14 protein-coding genes are annotated in these 16,316 nt (G+C 70.2%); 1 reads left to right on the top strand and 13 read right to left on the bottom strand.

The genetic code is table 11. The features are described 5' to 3' along the window. Nucleotides 1-24 precede the first annotated feature (24 nt). The 9 genes from aroB to NOO62_RS07415 form a co-directional block, all read right to left on the bottom strand. The gene (gene aroB, locus NOO62_RS07375) at nucleotides 25-1,122 is read right to left on the bottom strand and encodes a 3-dehydroquinate synthase (protein ID WP_268770100.1); all 1,098 of its coding nucleotides are present in this window, start codon (nucleotides 1,120-1,122) and stop codon (nucleotides 25-27) included. Further along, nucleotides 1,119-1,634, bottom strand: a complete 516-nt coding sequence (locus NOO62_RS07380; RefSeq protein WP_268770101.1) for a shikimate kinase — start codon at nucleotides 1,632-1,634, stop codon at nucleotides 1,119-1,121. The genes aroB and NOO62_RS07380 overlap by 4 nt, the downstream gene beginning before the upstream one ends. After that, a complete protein-coding gene (aroC, locus tag NOO62_RS07385; protein ID WP_268770102.1) occupies nucleotides 1,631-2,815 on the bottom strand; it encodes a chorismate synthase in 1,185 nt (394 codons plus the stop codon). The genes NOO62_RS07380 and aroC overlap by 4 nt, the downstream gene beginning before the upstream one ends. A gap of 168 nt (nucleotides 2,816-2,983) precedes the next feature. Next, entirely contained in the window at nucleotides 2,984-3,814 is an 831-nt protein-coding gene (locus tag NOO62_RS07390) for a shikimate dehydrogenase (RefSeq protein ID WP_268770103.1), read from the bottom strand. Then, the gene (gene mltG / locus NOO62_RS07395) at nucleotides 3,811-5,538 is read right to left on the bottom strand and encodes an endolytic transglycosylase MltG (protein ID WP_268770104.1); all 1,728 of its coding nucleotides are present in this window, start codon (nucleotides 5,536-5,538) and stop codon (nucleotides 3,811-3,813) included. The genes NOO62_RS07390 and mltG overlap by 4 nt, the downstream gene beginning before the upstream one ends. Nucleotides 5,539-5,662: 124 nt before the next feature. Next, a complete protein-coding gene (ruvX, locus tag NOO62_RS07400) occupies nucleotides 5,663-6,148 on the bottom strand; it encodes a Holliday junction resolvase RuvX (RefSeq protein ID WP_268770105.1) in 486 nt (161 codons plus the stop codon). Next, complete coding sequence (alaS, locus tag NOO62_RS07405; protein WP_268770106.1) at nucleotides 6,148-8,817, bottom strand: alanine--tRNA ligase; 2,670 nt, start codon at nucleotides 8,815-8,817, stop codon at nucleotides 6,148-6,150. The genes ruvX and alaS overlap by 1 nt, the downstream gene beginning before the upstream one ends. Continuing rightward, nucleotides 8,817-9,149, bottom strand: a complete 333-nt coding sequence (locus NOO62_RS07410) for a DUF6167 family protein (RefSeq protein ID WP_150165619.1) — start codon at nucleotides 9,147-9,149, stop codon at nucleotides 8,817-8,819. Before NOO62_RS07410 ends, alaS begins: the two co-directional genes overlap by 1 nt. Before the next feature lie 7 nt (nucleotides 9,150-9,156). Continuing rightward, nucleotides 9,157-9,615, bottom strand: a complete 459-nt coding sequence (locus NOO62_RS07415) for a DUF948 domain-containing protein (RefSeq protein WP_268770107.1) — start codon at nucleotides 9,613-9,615, stop codon at nucleotides 9,157-9,159. A gap of 173 nt (nucleotides 9,616-9,788) precedes the next feature. Here NOO62_RS07415 and NOO62_RS07420 point away from each other — a divergent pair, with 173 nt between their 5' ends. Continuing rightward, nucleotides 9,789-11,921 carry an ATP-binding protein gene (locus tag NOO62_RS07420; protein ID WP_268770108.1) on the top strand — a complete coding sequence of 711 codons (2,133 nt, stop codon included), beginning with the start codon at nucleotides 9,789-9,791 and terminating at the stop codon, nucleotides 11,919-11,921. On the opposite strand, the gene rpsD is transcribed toward NOO62_RS07420, so the two are convergent. The 4 genes from rpsD to hisS form a co-directional block, all read right to left on the bottom strand. Further along, a complete protein-coding gene (gene rpsD / locus NOO62_RS07425; protein WP_055543665.1) occupies nucleotides 11,909-12,523 on the bottom strand; it encodes a 30S ribosomal protein S4 in 615 nt (204 codons plus the stop codon). The genes NOO62_RS07420 and rpsD overlap by 13 nt on opposite strands. 352 nt (nucleotides 12,524-12,875) lie before the next feature. Continuing rightward, a complete protein-coding gene (locus NOO62_RS07430) occupies nucleotides 12,876-14,237 on the bottom strand; it encodes a replication-associated recombination protein A (RefSeq protein WP_268770109.1) in 1,362 nt (453 codons plus the stop codon). Between the two features lie 47 nt (nucleotides 14,238-14,284). Then, nucleotides 14,285-14,914: a vitamin K epoxide reductase family protein gene (locus tag NOO62_RS07435; RefSeq protein WP_268770110.1), complete on the bottom strand. Its 630-nt coding sequence runs from the start codon at nucleotides 14,912-14,914 to the stop codon at nucleotides 14,285-14,287. A 129-nt stretch (nucleotides 14,915-15,043) separates the two neighbouring features. Beyond that, nucleotides 15,044-16,306 (bottom strand): histidine--tRNA ligase, encoded by a 1,263-nt coding sequence (hisS, locus tag NOO62_RS07440; protein WP_268770111.1) that lies wholly within the window; start codon nucleotides 16,304-16,306, stop codon nucleotides 15,044-15,046. Nucleotides 16,307-16,316: the final 10 nt, after the last annotated feature.

Here is a 16,316-nt window from a genome sequence, read left to right on the forward strand (position 1 = left end):
CCACGGTGAGGGGAGCGAGGGCTGCTACTGGCCCACTTCTCCGTATGCGGCCAGGAGCACCGCCGGGTCGGGACCCTCCAGGACGGTCGGCTTGCCGAGGCCGTCGAGGACGATGAAGCGCAGCAGGTCACCGCGGGACTTCTTGTCGACCTTCATGGTCTCGAGGAGCTTGGGCCACTGGTCGTAACGGTAGGTCAGCGGCAGACCGACCGATTCGAGCACCGTACGGTGACGGTCGGCCGTCACGTCGTCCAACCGGCCCGCCAGACGGCCGAGTTCGGCCGCGAAGAGCATGCCGACGGAGACCGCGGCGCCGTGCCGCCACTTGTAGCGCTCGTTCTTCTCGATGGCGTGCGCGAGCGTGTGCCCGTAGTTGAGGATCTCGCGCAGGCCCGCCTCCTTCAGGTCGCCCGAGACGACCTCGGCCTTGACCCTGATGGACCGCTCGATGAGCTCGGCGGTGTTCGGCCCCGCAGGGGTGCGGGCGGCCTGCGGGTCCGCCTCGATGAGCTCCAGGATCGCCGGGTCGGCGATGAAACCGGCCTTGATGATCTCCGCGAGCCCGGAGACGTAGTCGTTCACCGGCAGGGAGTCGAGGGCCGCCAGGTCGCACAGGACGCCCGCCGGCGGGTGGAAGGCGCCCACCAGGTTCTTGCCCTCGGCGGTGTTGATGCCGGTCTTGCCGCCGACCGCCGCGTCCACCATGCCCAGCACCGTGGTCGGCACGGCGATCCACCGCACCCCGCGAAGCCACGTCGCGGCCACGAACCCGGCGAGGTCCGTCGAGGCGCCGCCGCCGACGCCGACGATGACGTCGCTGCGCGTGAAGCCGGACTGGCCGAGGGCCTTCCAGCAGTACGCGGCGACCTCCGCCGTCTTGGCCTCCTCGGCGTTCGGCACCTGGATGGCCACCGCTTCGTAGCCCTGGTCGGCGAGGTCCTGGCGGAGCGCCTCGCCGGTCTCGGCGAGCGCCTCGGGGTGGATCACGGCGACCCGCTTGGCCTGGTCGCCGATGAGGCCGGGCAGCTCGCCGAGGAGCTGCCGACCGACCAGGACCTCGTACGGATCCGTGCCGGCGGCGCCACCGACGTGGATACGGGTGGGGGTCTGCTCCGTCGTCATGCTTCCTTCAACTCCAGTGCGTCGAGGACCGCCTGGGCGACCTCATCGGGGGTGCGGCCGTCGGTGGGGACGACCACGCGGGCGACTTCGGCGTACAGCGGTCTGCGCGACTCCATCAGCTCGCGCCACTGCTTGCGCGGGTTGACCGCGAGCAGGGGGCGCGCCTGGTTGAGGCCGGTGCGCTGGACCGCTTCCTCCACGTCCATCGAGAGGCAGACGACGGGGTGCTCGGCGAGGAGCGCGCGGGTCGACTCGGCGAGGACGGCGCCGCCGCCGAGGGCGAGGATGCCGTCGTGCTCCCCGAGGGCCGTGGCGACCGAGGCCTTCTCCAGGGCCCGGAAGTACTCTTCGCCCTCGTCCACGAAGATGTCGGAGATCTCCCGGCCCTGCGCCTTCACGATGTCGGCGTCGGTGTCACGGAACGCGACGCCGAGACGTCCGGCCAGCAGTTCGCCGACCGTCGTCTTTCCGACGCCCATCGGTCCGACCAGGACCACCTTGGGACCGGTCACCGGATCTGCAGGTTGTCGAGGTAGGACTGCACGTTGCGGCGCGTCTCGGGAACGCTGTCCCCGCCGAACTTCTCCGCGACCGCGTCCGCAAGGACCAGCGCCACCATCGCCTCCGCGACGATGCCCGCCGCCGGAACAGCACACACATCCGAACGCTGGTGATGCGCCTTGGCCGCCTCACCCGTCACCACATCGATCGTCGCCAACGCCCGCGGCACCGTCGCGATCGGCTTCATCGCCGCCCGCACCCGCAACAGCTCACCCGTGGTCAGCCCACCCTCCGTACCACCGGAGCGGCCCGAAGTGCGACGGATACCATCCTCAGTGGTGACGATCTCATCGTGCGCCTTCGAACCCGGCACCCGGGCCAGATCAAAGCCGTCACCCACCTCGACACCCTTGATCGCCTGGATACCCATGAGCGCGGCCGCCAGACGCGCGTCCAGACGCCGGTCCCAGTGCACATGCGAACCCAGCCCCACCGGCACCCCATACGCCAGGACCTCGACGACACCACCCAGGGTGTCACCGTCCTTGTGAGCCTGGTCGATCTCCGCGACCATCGCCTTCGACGCGTCCGCGTCCAGACAGCGCACCGGGTCCGCGTCCAGCTTCTCCACATCCGCCGGAGTCGGGTACACCCCGTACGGCGCCTTGGCCGCCGCCAGCTCCGTCACATGCGAGACGACCTCGATCCCGGCCGTCTCCTTCAGGAACGACCGCGCCACCGCACCCAGCGCCACCCGCGCCGCGGTCTCCCGCGCCGACGCCCGCTCCAGGACCGGACGCGCCTCGTCGAACCCGTACTTCTGCATCCCCGCCAAATCGGCGTGGCCCGGACGCGGCCGGGTCAGCGGAGCATTACGCGCCAGATCCGCCAGCACCTCCGGATCCACCGGATCGGCCGACATCACCTGCTCCCACTTGGGCCACTCCGTATTGCCCACCATCACCGCGATCGGCGAACCCATACTCAAACCGTGCCGGACCCCGCCCAAAAACGTGACCTCATCACGCTCGAACTTCATCCGCGCACCCCGGCCATACCCCAGCCGCCGCCGCGCCAGATGATCCGCCACCATCTCCGTCGTCACCGGAACGCCGGCGGGAAGACCCTCCAACGTCGCGACAAGCGCGGGTCCGTGCGACTCCCCCGCGGTCAGCCAACGCAACCTGCTCAACGGTGCTCCTCATGCTCGCGCCTCGAACTGCTGTCTTCGACGGCGCGGCCGGGTGCGCGGCCCTGGCCCGCCACCCCCGATCCTCCCACGACCTGAGGGGAGACCCGGCGTCCGGTCCATCTGACGGACGTCCCTCGGTCGCGCCTCGACCACGGCGCGACCAGGGATTTACCGTGCGGCCAGCGCGTGCTCCCCCGCCTTGCGCATGGCGGCGAGGGGCGCGGGGGCCTGTCCCGTCATCTGCTCGACCTGGAGCACAGCCTGGTGCACGAGGAGGTCGAGGCCGCTGACGACGGCCCCTCCGTACGCCGACCAGCGGGCGGCGAGCTCGGTGGGCCACGGGTTGTACAGCACGTCGAAGAGGGTCGCGGGCCGCTCGGGCACGGTGGCCGACAGCGCGTCCGTGGTGCCCGCGGGCGTCGTGGCGATCACCAGGGGCGCGTGCAGCGCCTCCGCCGCGTCCTCCCAGGACTCCGTCCTCACCGGCACGTCGAGGCGGTAGCCCCACTCGCGCATCTCGGCGGCGCGGGCGTCGCTGCGCACGTACGCGACGACCTCACCCGTGCAGATCCGCGCCAGCGCGGCCAGTGCGGACGACGCGGTGGCGCCCGCGCCCAGGATCGCGGCCGACTCGACCTGCTCGATGCCCCGCTCGTGGAGCGCGGCGACCATGCCGGGGATGTCGGTGTTGTCGCCGACTCGCCGTCCGTCCGCGCCGAACACCACCGTGTTCACTGCCTCGACGGACGCCGCGGTCTCGCTGACCTGGTCGAGCAGCGGAATGATCGCCCGCTTCAGCGGCATGGTGAGGGAGAGCCCGGCCCATTCGGGCCCTGCCTTCTCGATGAATTCCGGCAGCGCCGCCTCATCGATCTCGAAACGGTCGTACGTCCAGTCGGTCAGACCCATTTCGTCGTACGCGGCGCGGTGCAGCACCGGGGAGAGTGAATGGGCGATCGGGGAACCGAGAACTGCGGCCCGTCGCTTTTCCGCGCTCACTGCCCCTCCAGGTATTTCTTGCGGTTCTGGTTCTGTTCCTCGTTCGTCTCGGCGAAGAGCGTCTTGTCGTCGCTGACGGAGACGAAGTAGTACCAGTTGCCCTTGGCGGGGTGCAGTGCCGAATTCAGCGCCACCTCGCCCGGGTTTCCGATCGGTCCGGGCGGGAGGCCCTTGATCTTGTAAGTGTTGTACGGGTCGTTGAGCTTGCGGAGCTCGTCGACCGAGCCCGTCGCCAACTCGGACTTGCCGCGCAGGTAGTTGACCGTCGAGTCGAAGTCCAACAGGCCGTACGTTTCGGTGTTGTTGGGCTTGAGACGGTTGTAGACGACCGTGGCGACCTTCTCGAAGTCGTGCTTGTACTTGCCTTCGGCCTGGACCAGGCTCGCCACGGTGAGAACCTGGAGCGGATCCTTCAGGTTCAGTTCCGCGGCCTTCGACTTCAGGTCGAGCTCGTCGTACTTCTCCGTCGCATGGGCGACCATGTTCTTGAGGACGTCCGCGGGCTTCTGTCCCTTGGCCACCGGATAGCTGGAGGGATAGAGGAATCCTTCCAGCGGGTCCTTGATGTCCTTGTTCGTATTCGCCCAGTCGGGAAGTCCGAGACTGCGCCAATCCTTCTTGGCGACGTTCTCCGTGGTGCCCTTGGGGACGTCGAGGCGATCGTCGATCTGCGTGTAGACCCAGACGTTCCGCTTGCCCTCGGGAATGATGAGGTTTCTGCGGCTCTTCGGGCTGAGCATCAGCGCGACGGCGCTCTTGGCGGACATCTGCTTCTTGAGCGTGTAGACGCCCGACTGGATGGACTGCCCGTCCGGGTGCTTCTTCTGGGCGGAGACGAACGCGTCGACGCTCTTGACGACGCCCGCCGCCTTGAGCTTCTGGCCGATCGCGTAGCCACCGGAGTCCTTGGGGATCTCGACGACGGCCGTCCCCGAGCCCTCGCCCGCGAAGTCCGGCGCCGTACCGAAACGGTCCTGGTAGAACTGGTAGCCGAAGTAGCCGACGCCGCCGAGGCCACCCGCGAAGACGAGGGTGACGACCAGACAGGCGCATCCGCTGCGGCGCTTCTTGGGCTTCTTTCCGCCACGCCCGCGCCGGTCGCCCCGGCGGCCGGGCGCGTCGTCGTCGGCGTCGTCGTCCCCGCCACCGGCGAAGAACGCGTGCTCCCCCTGGTCGGGCCCCGGGTCCCAGTCGGCCTGCGACTCCGGCTCGGCCTCGGCGGGCGCGGGACGGCGTTGGCCGGGCGGCTCCGGCGGAGCGTAGGCGTCGGGCGTGGAGTAGTAGTCGTGGCTCTCCGAGCCGTACCCGGGCTGCTGGCCGCCGTACGGATCCATGGGGTCGCCGCCGTACGGGACCTGGCCCTGCCCGTTGGTGTCCCAGCCGCCGTTCGAGTGGCCCTGGCCGGGACCGCCGTTGTACCCCTGATCAGGGTTTCCGTTGTAGCCGTACGCGGCCCCGCCGTCGTACTGCTGCTGAGCGTCGTACTGCTGCTGGCCATAGGCCTGCTGCTGCCCGGTGCTCCACTCCCCGCCGTACTGCTGGGACTGGTGCGACTCCTGGTTCGGCTGCTGATGCTGGTGCGGCTGCTGCGGGTGGTACTGCCCCTGGCCGCCGTAGGTGGACGTGCCGCCCGCGGGCTGCTGTCCTCCCCATCCGCTGTCCCCGTACAACGGGTCCTCCGGATGCCACGGTTCGGAGCCTGGGCCCCGGCCATACTCAGTCATCGATCCCCTACATGCCGCGAGGCGGGGCCGCCGTCGGGATGGCCGGGCAACCGTTCCGCCTCTTGATGCTGTGCGGCAGCTGTTCGAACACCGCCGCATCGCGCGGAACGTTACCGTATCGCGATCAGATGACCACTTCGACGCCCTCGCCGGGAGCTTTACCTGACGCCCGTTCGGACTCCAGCGCCTGCTGAAGGATGATCACGGCCGCGGCCTGATCGATGACGGACCTGCCCTTTTTGGACTTCACGCCGGAGGCGCGCAGGCCCTGACTGGCCGTCACTGTGGTCATCCTCTCGTCCACGAGCCTCACCGAAACGGGGGCGACCATGCGGGCGAGCTCCTGGGTGAACGCGCGGACCTTGGCGGCCGCCGGACCCTCGCCCCCGTTGAGGGAGCGAGGGAGGCCGACGACGATCTCGATCGGCTCGTACTCGTCGGCGAGCTGCTTCAGCCGGCGCCGCGCCGCCGGGACGTCGCGTCCCGGCACCGTCTCCACCGGCGTGGCCAGGATCCCGTCGGGGTCGCACGAGGCGACCCCGATCCGGGCGTCGCCGACGTCGACGGCGAGCCGTCGGCCCCGGCGCATGCCCTGTGCAGGCTCGGTCATCAGGCCGTCTCGGTGACGAGGCGCTCGACGGCGGCGATGGCCTCGGGCACCGCGGCCGCGTTCTGGCCGCCGCCCTGGGCGACGTCCGGCTTGCCGCCGCCACCGCCGCCGAGGGTCTTGGCGGCCGTGCGGACCAAATCGCCGGCCTTGAGGCCGCGCTCACGGGCCGCCTCGTTGGTGGCGATGACCGTCAGCGGGCGGCCGTTGGCCGTGGTGAACAGGGCCACGACGGCCGCGCGGTCACCCTGGATGCGGCCGCGCACGTCGAGGACCAGCCTGCGCAGGTCGTCGGCGCCCGTGCCGTCCGGCACCTGACCGGTGACGAGGGCGACACCCCGTACGTCCTTGGCGGACTCGACGAGACCGGCGGCGGCCTGGAGGACCTTCTCCGCGCGGAACTTCTCGATCTCCTTCTCGGCGTCCTTCAGCTTGGCGAGCATGCCGGAGATCTTCTCGGGGAGCTCCTCGGGACGGCCCTTGACCAGCTCCTGGAGCTGGGCGACGACCGTGTGCTCCTTGGCGAGGAAGTTGTACGCGTCCACGCCGACCAGCGCCTCGATGCGGCGCACACCGGAGCCGATGGAGGACTCGCCGAGCAGCTTCACCAGTCCCAGCTGGGCAGTGTTGTGCACGTGCGTGCCGCCGCAGAGCTCCTTGGAGAAGTCGCCGATGGTGACGACGCGCACGCGCTCGCCGTACTTCTCACCGAACTCGGCGATGGCGCCCTGCTTCTTGGCGTCGTCGATCGACATGACCTCGGCCTGCACGTCCAGTTCCCTGGAGAGCACCGAGTTGATCTTCTGCTCCACGTCCGTCATCACGGCCGTGGGCACGGCGGACGGCGAACCGAAGTCGAAGCGGAAGCGGCCGGGCTGGTTCTCGGAACCGGCCTGGGCGGCCGTCGGGCCGAGCGCGTCGCGCAGCGCCTGGTGCGTGAGGTGCGTGGCGGAGTGGGCGCGGGCGATGGCCCGGCGGCGGTGCGAGTCGATCGAGGCCCAGACCGGGGCGCCGACGGTGATCTCGCCGACCTGGACGACACCCTTGTGGACGTGCACGCCGGGCACCGGCTTCTGCACGTCGCGGATCTCGACGACGGCGCCGCTGTCCACGCGGATGCGGCCGGTGTCGCCGATCTGACCGCCGCCCTCGGCGTAGAACGGGGTGCGGTCGAGGACGATCTCGACCTCGTCGCCCTCGGTGGCGGCGGGCGACGAGACGCCGTTGACCAGCAGGCCGACGATCCGGGCCTCGTTCTCCGTGAGGGAGTAGCCGGTGAAGTCGGTGGCGCCGGAGGCGTCGGCGATCTCGCGGTAGGCGTGCAGGTCGGCGTGGCCGGTCTTCTTGGCCCTGGCATCGGCCTTGGCGCGGTCCCGCTGCTCCTTCATCAGGCGGCGGAAGCCGTCCTCATCCACGGAGAGGCCCTGCTCGGCGGCCATTTCGAGGGTGAGGTCGATGGGGAAGCCCCACGTGTCGTGCAGCAGGAACGCCTTGTCGCCGGAGAGGACCTGGCCGTCCGCGGCCTTGGTCTCGGTGACGGCGGTGTCGAGGATGTTCGTGCCGCCCTTGAGGGCCTTGAGGAAAGCGGCCTCTTCGGCGAGGGCGACGGTCTCGATGCGCTTGCGGTCGGTGATGAGCTCCGGGTACTGCTGCCCCATCGTGTCGATGACGACGTCGACGAGGTCCTTGACGACCTGACCGGTGGCGCCCATCAGGCGCATGTTGCGGATGGCGCGGCGCATGATGCGGCGCAGCACGTACCCGCGGCCCTCGTTGCCGGGGGTGACGCCGTCGCCGATGAGCATCGTCGACGTACGGATGTGGTCGGCGACGACGCGCAGGGAGACGTCCGAGCCGCGCTCAGCGCCGTAGCGCACGCCGGTCAGCTCGGTGGCCTTGTCCATGACGACGCGGAGGGTGTCCGTCTCGTACATGTTCTGTACGCCCTGGAGGATCATCGCGAGGCGCTCGAGGCCGAGGCCGGTGTCGATGTTCTTCGACGGCAGCTCGCCGAGGATCGGGAAGTCCTCCTTGCCGTCGCCCGCACCGCGCTCGAACTGCATGAAGACCAGGTTCCAGATCTCCACGTAGCGCTCGTCGTTGACGGCGGGGCCGCCCTCTTCGCCGAACTCGGGGCCGCGGTCGTAGTTGATCTCGGAGCACGGGCCGCAGGGTCCGGGGACGCCCATGGACCAGAAGTTGTCCTTCTTGCCCAGGCGCTGGATGCGCTCGGCCGGGACGCCGACCTTCTCGCGCCAGATCTGCTCGGCCTCGTCGTCGTCGAGGTAGACCGTGATCCACAGGCGCTCGGGGTCGAGGCCGAAGCCGCCCTTGTCGACCGGGCTGGTCAGCAGCTCCCAGGAAAGCGTGATGGCGCCTTCCTTGAAGTAGTCGCCGAAGGAGAAGTTGCCGCACATCTGGAAGAAGGTGCCGTGGCGCGTGGTCTTGCCGACCTCTTCGATGTCGGGCGTGCGCACGCACTTCTGCACGCTGGTGACGCGCGGAGCGGGCGGCTTGACCTCACCCAGGAAGTAGGGCTTGAACGGCACCATGCCGGCGGGGACGAGCAGCAGAGTCGGGTCGTCCGCGATGAGCGACGCCGAAGGGACGACGGTGTGCCCGCGCTCCTCGAAGAAGCTCAGCCAGCGGCGGCGGATTTCAGCCGACTCCATCAGTGGTCCTCATTCCGGTTGTACTGCGTCTTCATGTCGTTCTTGTAGCTGCTGTGGCTCTCGATGACCGCGAAGCGGCGCGGCGGGGCCAGTTCGGCGTCGGGATCGTTCCGCAGGCCCAGCGCCTCGCCCAGTTCGGCCTCGCGCTCGACCATGCCGTCACGGATGTCGAGTGCGAAGTCCTTCAGGCGGTGCCCCGTCTCGATCGCCTTGTTCGCCGCCTGCGCGGCGAGGCTCTCGGGGGTCAGCTGCTTGAGCTTGCGGTTGACCTTGGTGGTGGCCCATACGCCGGCGGCTGCGCCCGCGGTGAACCAGAACGTACGGCGGAACATCGCTGCGTCAGTCCCTCTTGGTCCGGTTGGCCCGCTTGGTCCGCCGCGCGGAGGGGACGGTGCGCCCCACGATCACCGTACGACGGGACGGCTTGGCGGGCATGTCCTTTGTTTCGGGGGCGGCCTTGCGGCTGATGGCCCTGCGCACGCCGTAGCCGAACGCGGCGACCTTGACCAGCGGGCCGCCGAACGTCGAGGCGACCGTCGTGGAGAGCGCCGACGCGTTCGACGTGACCTCCTGGACGTCGGAGGCGATGGCGTCGACCCGGTCGATCTGCGTCTGCGCGGTGCGCACCGCGGTGGAGGCGTCGGCCAGGAGGGGGACCGCCTGCTCGGTCACGTCCGCGACGAGCTTGGTGGTCGCCCTGAGCGTCTGGGCCAGCCTCGCCAGTGCCACCGCGAGGAAGGAGACCAGGATCGCCCAGAAGACAGCCACCAGAATCCCGGCAACCTCTCCACCGGACACTTGGCACCGCTCCCTGGATCTCGTCCCTGAACTTCGTCCCTGAACATCGAAAAGTCGTCCCCCGACCCTATCGCGCCGGGGGCGTCGCTCCGTACCGCATTCGTCCGCGTGCTGCCAGGAGTTGTCCGAAGTGTTTGTACGGAACGAGTATGACTGAGTACGCTCCGTAGCTTATGCGACCTTCTCCGCCCGGCAATCTTCCCCTGGAACTGAACGCCTTCGTCGGGCGGGACACCGAACTCGCCGAGCTCGCCACGGCTTTGGAGGCGGGGCGGCTGGTCACGGTGACGGGGGTCGGCGGCGTCGGAAAGTCGCGGCTCGCCGTGCGGGCGGCGGGGCGGAGCGGACTGCGCGACGGCGCCTGGCTCGTGGACCTCACGGCGCTGCGGGACGCCGAGCTGCTCGAGCACGCGGTCGTGGACGCCCTGGGCCTGACGGACCATACGAAGCGGCCGCCGCGCCAGGTGCTGCTCGGGCACCTCGCCGAGCGGGAACTGCTCCTGGTCGTCGACGGTTTCGAGCTCCTTGTCGACGCCTGCGCCTCGCTGGTACGCGACCTCCTCGTGCACTCCCCCGGCCTGCGGGTGCTGGCGGTGGGGCGCAGGCCGCTGGAGATCGAGGGTGAGCGGCTCCTTCCGCTCGCACCGATGCCGGGCCCGGACGCGGCCGCGCTCTTCACGGACCGGGCGGTGGCGGGACTGCCCGGCTTCGTCCTCGACGACGGCAACCGTACGGACGTCATGGAGCTGTGCCGCCGTCTCGACGGCATCCCGCTCGCGGTGGAGCTGGCCGCGGGGCGGCTGCGGGCGCTGTCGCCCGCGCAGCTGCTCGCCCGGCTCGACGACCGGTTCCGGCTCCTGACGGGCGTACGACGTGACGCGCTGCCCCGGCATCAGACGCTGCGTACGGCGATCGGCTGGAGCCACGAGCTGTGCGCGCCGCGGGAGCGGCTGCTGTGGTCGCGCCTGTCGGTGTTCGCCGGGCAGTTCGACCTGGAGGCCGCCGAGTACATCTGCGCCGGGGACGGGCTGCCCGCCGACGACGTGCTCGACGTGCTGGAGGAGCTGCTCGCCCAGTCCGTCGTGAACCGTGAGGACGGCCCGTCGGGCGTGCGCTACCGCATGCTCGACACGGTCAGGGCGTACGGCGCCGACTGGCTGGAGGCGGCGGGTGAGAGCGGCCGGATGCGGCGCAGGCACCGCGACTGGTACATGGGGCTCGCCACCTGGTGCGAGCTGGACTGGTTCTCGCCGCGCCAGCCGGAGGTCGCCGCCCTGGTCGACCTCGAACTGCCCAATCTGCGTGCCGCGCTGGAGTTCTGTCTGACCGAGGGCGACCAGGCGCACCTGGGGCAGTACCTCGCCGGCACGCTCTGGTTCTACTGGGCGGGCTGCGGCCGTCTCGCGGAGGGCAGGCACTGGCTCGACCGGGCCCTGGAGCTCGACGGCGGGCACGACGACTCACGCCTCAAGGCGCTGTGGGTGCTCGGCTATGTGGCGGTGCTGCAGGGCGACACGGTCGCCGCGCTCGCCGCGCTGCACGAGTGCCGTGACGGCGCGGAGCGCACGGACAGCGCGCTCGCGGCGGCGTACGCGGAGCACCGCATCGGCTGTCTGGCCCTGGTCACGGACGACCTGCCGCGCGCGGAAACGCTGCTGCGGTCGGCGCTGGAGCGGTACCGGGAGATCGGCGAGCTCAACAGCAACGTCCTCATGGGGCAGACCGAGCTCGCCATGGCACTGGCCTTCCGGGGGGAGCTCGCGGTCGCGGTGGAGCTCTGCGAGGAGGTGCGCCGGGTCTGCGACGACCACGGTGAGCGCTGGACCCTCGCGTACGCCCTCTATGTACTCGGGTTCGCGGCGTGGACCCGCGGCGAGGCGGGGACGGCGCGGGAGCTGCTCACCGAGGCGCTCCGCCTCGACCACCGCTTCCACGACCTGCTCGGCACGGTCCTCTCCATCGAGCTGATCGCGCTGTTCACCGCGGCGGAGGGCGACCCGGCGGAGGCGGCGGTGCTGCAGGGCGCCGCGGCGGGCATCTGGCCCTCGGTGGGGCTGCCGCTGTTCGGCTCGGCGCACTTCGGCAGGCCGCATCTGATGTGCGAGCGGCAGGCCCGCGAGGCGCTCGGCGACGTGCGGTACGAGGAGTGCGTGCGGGCGGGTGCGGGGCTCGGCCTGGACGCGGCGGTCACCCGGGCGCTGGGCAGCGGCCCCGGAAACGAGCGAACCCGCCGCCTGCCCCGCCAGGAAGGGCGGGGAGGCGACGGGCTGCAGCAGGGTGAGCTACGTCCGGGTCAGCGGGCGTAGTACTCGACGACGAGCTGCTCGTCGCAGATCACGGGGATCTCCTTGCGGTTCGGGTCGCGGTCCAGGCGGAAGGCCAGGGCCTTCAGGTTCACCTGGAGGTAGCGCGGGGTCTCACCGTCGGGGGCGAAACCACCCTCGCGCGCAACCTGGAACAGCGGCTTCTCGCGGCTGCGCTCGCGGACCATCACGACGTCGTCGGGACGGACGCGGAACGACGGCTTGTCGACCTTGCCGCCGTTGACCTCGATGTGGCCGTGCACGACCATCTGGCGGGCCTGGTAGATCGTGCGGGCGATGCCCGAACGCAGAACCAGGGCGTCGAGACGACGCTCCAGCTCGATGACCAGGGCCTCACCGGTCTTGAGCTGCGTCTTGGACGCACGCTCGTAGGCACGGACGAGCTGGCGCTCCGAGAGGTCGTACTGCGCGCGCAGGCGCTGCTTCTCGAGCAGACGGACCTTGTAGTCCGAGTTCTGCTTGCGCCCACGGCCGTGCTCGCCCGGCGGGTAGGGACGGGCCTCGAAGTACTTGACGGCCTTCGGGGTCAGCGCGATGCCGAGGGCACGCGACTTCTTGACCTTGGGGCGGGACTGGTTCGGCATGAACCAACCTCTCTGTTCATTGTGAAATCGGCTTCACCAGTGGTTAGGGGAGGTCGCATCCGCAGCCTGGGAAACCTCGCGGGCCGTGGGCTCGAAAGCCGTGGGGCCGTGAGGCAGCCGCTCCCTGGTCTGGGCACTATGTGCAGCACGCGAGTGGCCCACCGACCGGGTCCCGGAGCTCCGGGTGGTGGTGGGCTGCCCGCGACACCTTCGACGGTGCGCGACGCTCCTGGATCCCCTCGCGCCTCGCGGCGGCGGGGTTCCGGCTGGATGTCCCGTTCTGGTGGTGCCGGTACGAAACCGGCACGGGACGCAGCACTGGTGGCAAGTGTACCGGGTGTGGCGGGGTGCCTCAGCCGTCGGTCTTCTCGCCCTTGAGGCGGGCGCGGACCCGCTCGACCACGTCGGCGTACCGCGCCTCCGCGCCGTACCTCGTCGGTTGGTAGTACCGCTTGCCCGCGATGGTGTCCGGTGCGTACTGCTGGGTGGCGATGCCGCCGGGGACGTCGTGCGGATATACGTACCCCTGGGCGTGGCCGAGCTTGGCGGCGCCCTTGTAGTGCCCGTCGCGCAGGTGGGGCGGGACGGGGCCCGCGAGGCCACCGCGGACGTCGGCCTGGGCCTGCTGGATCGCGATCGTCGCCGCGTTCGACTTCGGGGCAAGGGCCAGCGCGATCGTGGCGTGGCTGAGGGTGAGCGCGGCCTCCGGGAAGCCGATCATAGCGACGGCCTGGGCGGCGGCGACCGCGGTGGGCAGGGCCGTCGGGTCGGCGAGGCCGATGTCCTCGCTGGCGGAGATCATCAGGCGCCGCGCGATGAAGCGGGGGTCCTCGCCCGCCTCGATCATGCGGGCCAGATAGTGCAGGGCGGCGTCCACGTCGGAGCCGCGGATGGACTTGATGAGGGCACTCGCCACGTCGTAGTGCTGGTCGCCGTCGCGGTCGTACTTCACCGCCGCCCGGTCGACCGACTCCTCCAGGGTCTGGAGGGTGATCTCCTCCTCGCCCTTGGCGAGCGCCGAGCCCGCGCCCGCCTCCAGGGCGGTGAGCACGCGCCGTGCGTCGCCGCCGGCGATCCGCAGCAGATGCTCCTCCGCCTCCTCGGGCAGCTCGACCGCGCCGGCCAGGCCCCGCTCGTCGATGAGCGCCCGGCGCAGCAGAGCGCGCAGGTCGTCGTCGGTGAGCGGTTCGAGGGTGAGGAGCAGGGAGCGGGACAGGAGCGGGGAGATGATCGAGAAGTACGGATTCTCGGTGGTCGCCGCGATCAGCGTGACCCAGCGGTTCTCCACGGCGGGCAGCAGGGAGTCCTGCTGCGCCTTGCTGAAGCGGTGGATCTCGTCGAGGAAGAGGACGGTCTCCTTGCCGTGGCCGCCCATCGCCCGGCGGGCGCCGTCGATCACGGCGCGCACTTCCTTGACGCCCGCGGTGATCGCGGAGAGCTCGACGAAGCGCTTGTTGGTGGCCTTGGAGACCACGTACGCCAGAGTCGTCTTGCCGATGCCGGGCGGGCCCCACAGGAACACCGAGGAGGGTCCGGCCGGTCCTCCGCCGCCTTCGCCGACGAGGCGGCGCAGCGGAGAGCCGGGCTTCAGCAGGTGCTGCTGGCCGACGACCTCGTCGAGGGTGCGGGGGCGCATCCGGACGGCCAGGGGGCTGCTGGACGGGTCCTTCTCCTGGCGGTCTTCGGCTGCGGCGGTGAACAGATCGGGCTCCACGTCAAGAACCCTATGTCACCCCACTGACAATCCTTCCGGGCAGCCGGTCAGGCCCAGAGGTCGGCGCCCCAGCGGGTGAGGATCAGCATCGCGATGACGCCGGTGTGCATCACCGGCAGCGCCCAGGTGAAGTCCGCGAGGAAGCTCCTGGCCCAGGCGGGCGCGGGCAGGAAGCCGGCGCGGATGTTGGACGAGGTGACGTACCAGAACATCACGAGCGTCATGATCCAGGCGAGCGTGCACCAGAGGCAGAGCGCGTTGATGTGGTAGAGCGACTGGATCATCAGCCAGGTGCAGAAGCCGACGCCGAAGAGCATGCCCGCGTTGAAGGTCAGCCAGTACCAGCGGGGGAAGCGGGCCCCTGCGAGGAGGCTCATGCCGACGCAGATCACGATGCCGTAGGCGACCAGGCCCAGCATCGGGTTGGGGAAGCCGAACGCCTCCGCCTGCTCGCTCTTCATGATGCTGCCGCAGGCGACGACGGGGTTGATGCTGCAGCCCGGCTGGAAGTTCGGGTCCTTGAGGAGCTCGAACTTGTCGAGGGTGATGATCCACGAGGCGAGCAGACCGCCCGCGCCGGTGATCACCAGGAGCAGGGCGAGCGCGCGGCTTCCGCCGACGGAACCGGAAGCGACCGTGCGCTCCCGCTGGTCGAGGGCGCCGTCCTTCGCTGACATCGTTTTGCTCATCACGCCGTTCCGTCGCTTGTGGTGGCCGCGGGCAGGGACATTGTGCCGTACGTACCTGTGTGTCCGTCCCCGGAACGGCATCGCGGGGTCCGTTTCCGGACCCCGCGCGCGAAGGCCTTACGCCAGCTTCGCCGTGAGCACCGCGACGACGTCGTCGACCGCGACGGCGCTCTGCTCCCCGGACTCCATGTCCTTGAGCTGGACGACGCCCTCGGCGAGGTCACGCTCACCGGCGACGACGGTGAAGCGCGCACCGCTGCGGTTGGCGTTCTTCATCGCGCCCTTGAGACCCTTCCCGCCGTACGAGAAGTCCGCCGCGACGCCCGCCTTGCGCAGCTCGGTCACCTTGGCGAACAGGACGCGGCGCGCCTCGTCGCCGAGCGGCACCGCGAACACGCTGGTGGCCGCGGGCAGTTCGAGCTCGACGCCTTCCGCCTCCAGGGCGAGCACCGTGCGGTCCACGCCGAGCGCCCAGCCGACCGACGGCAGCGAGGGGCCGCCGATCATCTCGGAGAGGCCGTCGTAGCGTCCGCCGCCGCCGACCGCGGACTGCGAGCCGAGGCCGTCGTGGACGAACTCGAAGGTGGTGCGGGTGTAGTAGTCCAGGCCGCGGACGAGCTTCTCGTCGTCCTCGAAGGCGACGCCCGCCGCCGTGATGAGCTCGCGGACCTGCTCGTGGTACGCCTTGCACGCGTCGCACAGGTAGTCGCGCAGCGAGGGCGCGCCCACCAACTGCTTCTGGACGTCGGCCCGCTTGTCGTCGAGGACCCGCAGCGGGTTGATGTCGATGCGTCGACGTGTCTCCTCGTCCAGGTCCAGGCCGCGCAGGAACTCCTGCAGCGCGGCACGGTAGACGGGGCGGCACTCCTTGTCGCCGAGCGAGTTCAGCAGGATGCGGAAGTTCCGCAGGCCGAGGGCGCGGTACGCCTGGTCGGCCAGGATGATCAGCTCGGCGTCGAGCGCCGGGTCCTCGGCGCCGATCGCCTCGGCGCCGACCTGGGAGAAGTGCCTGTAGCGGCCCTTCTGGGGGCGCTCGTACCGGTAGTAGGAGCCCGAGTACCAGAGCTTGACGGGGAGGTTGCCCGCCTTGTGGAGGTTGCCCTCCAGGGCCGCGCGCAGCACGGAGGCGGTGCCTTCGGGGCGCAGGGCGAGCTCGTCGCCGCCCTTGGTCGTGAAGGCGTACATCTCCTTGGTGACGATGTCGGTGGACTCACCGACACCGCGCGCGAACAGCTCGACGTTCTCAAAGCCGGGCGTCTCGATGTAGCCGTAGCCGGAGTTGCGCAGTGGCGCGGCGATGGTCTCGCGGACCGCGAGGAACTTCGCGGAGTCCGGCGGAAGCAGGTCGTACGTGCCCTTGGGGGCCTTGAAGGTGCTCACGGATTTTCTC

This window comes from Streptomyces sp. Je 1-369, from assembly GCF_026810505.1.
Taxonomy (GTDB): Bacteria; Actinomycetota; Actinomycetes; order Streptomycetales; family Streptomycetaceae; genus Streptomyces.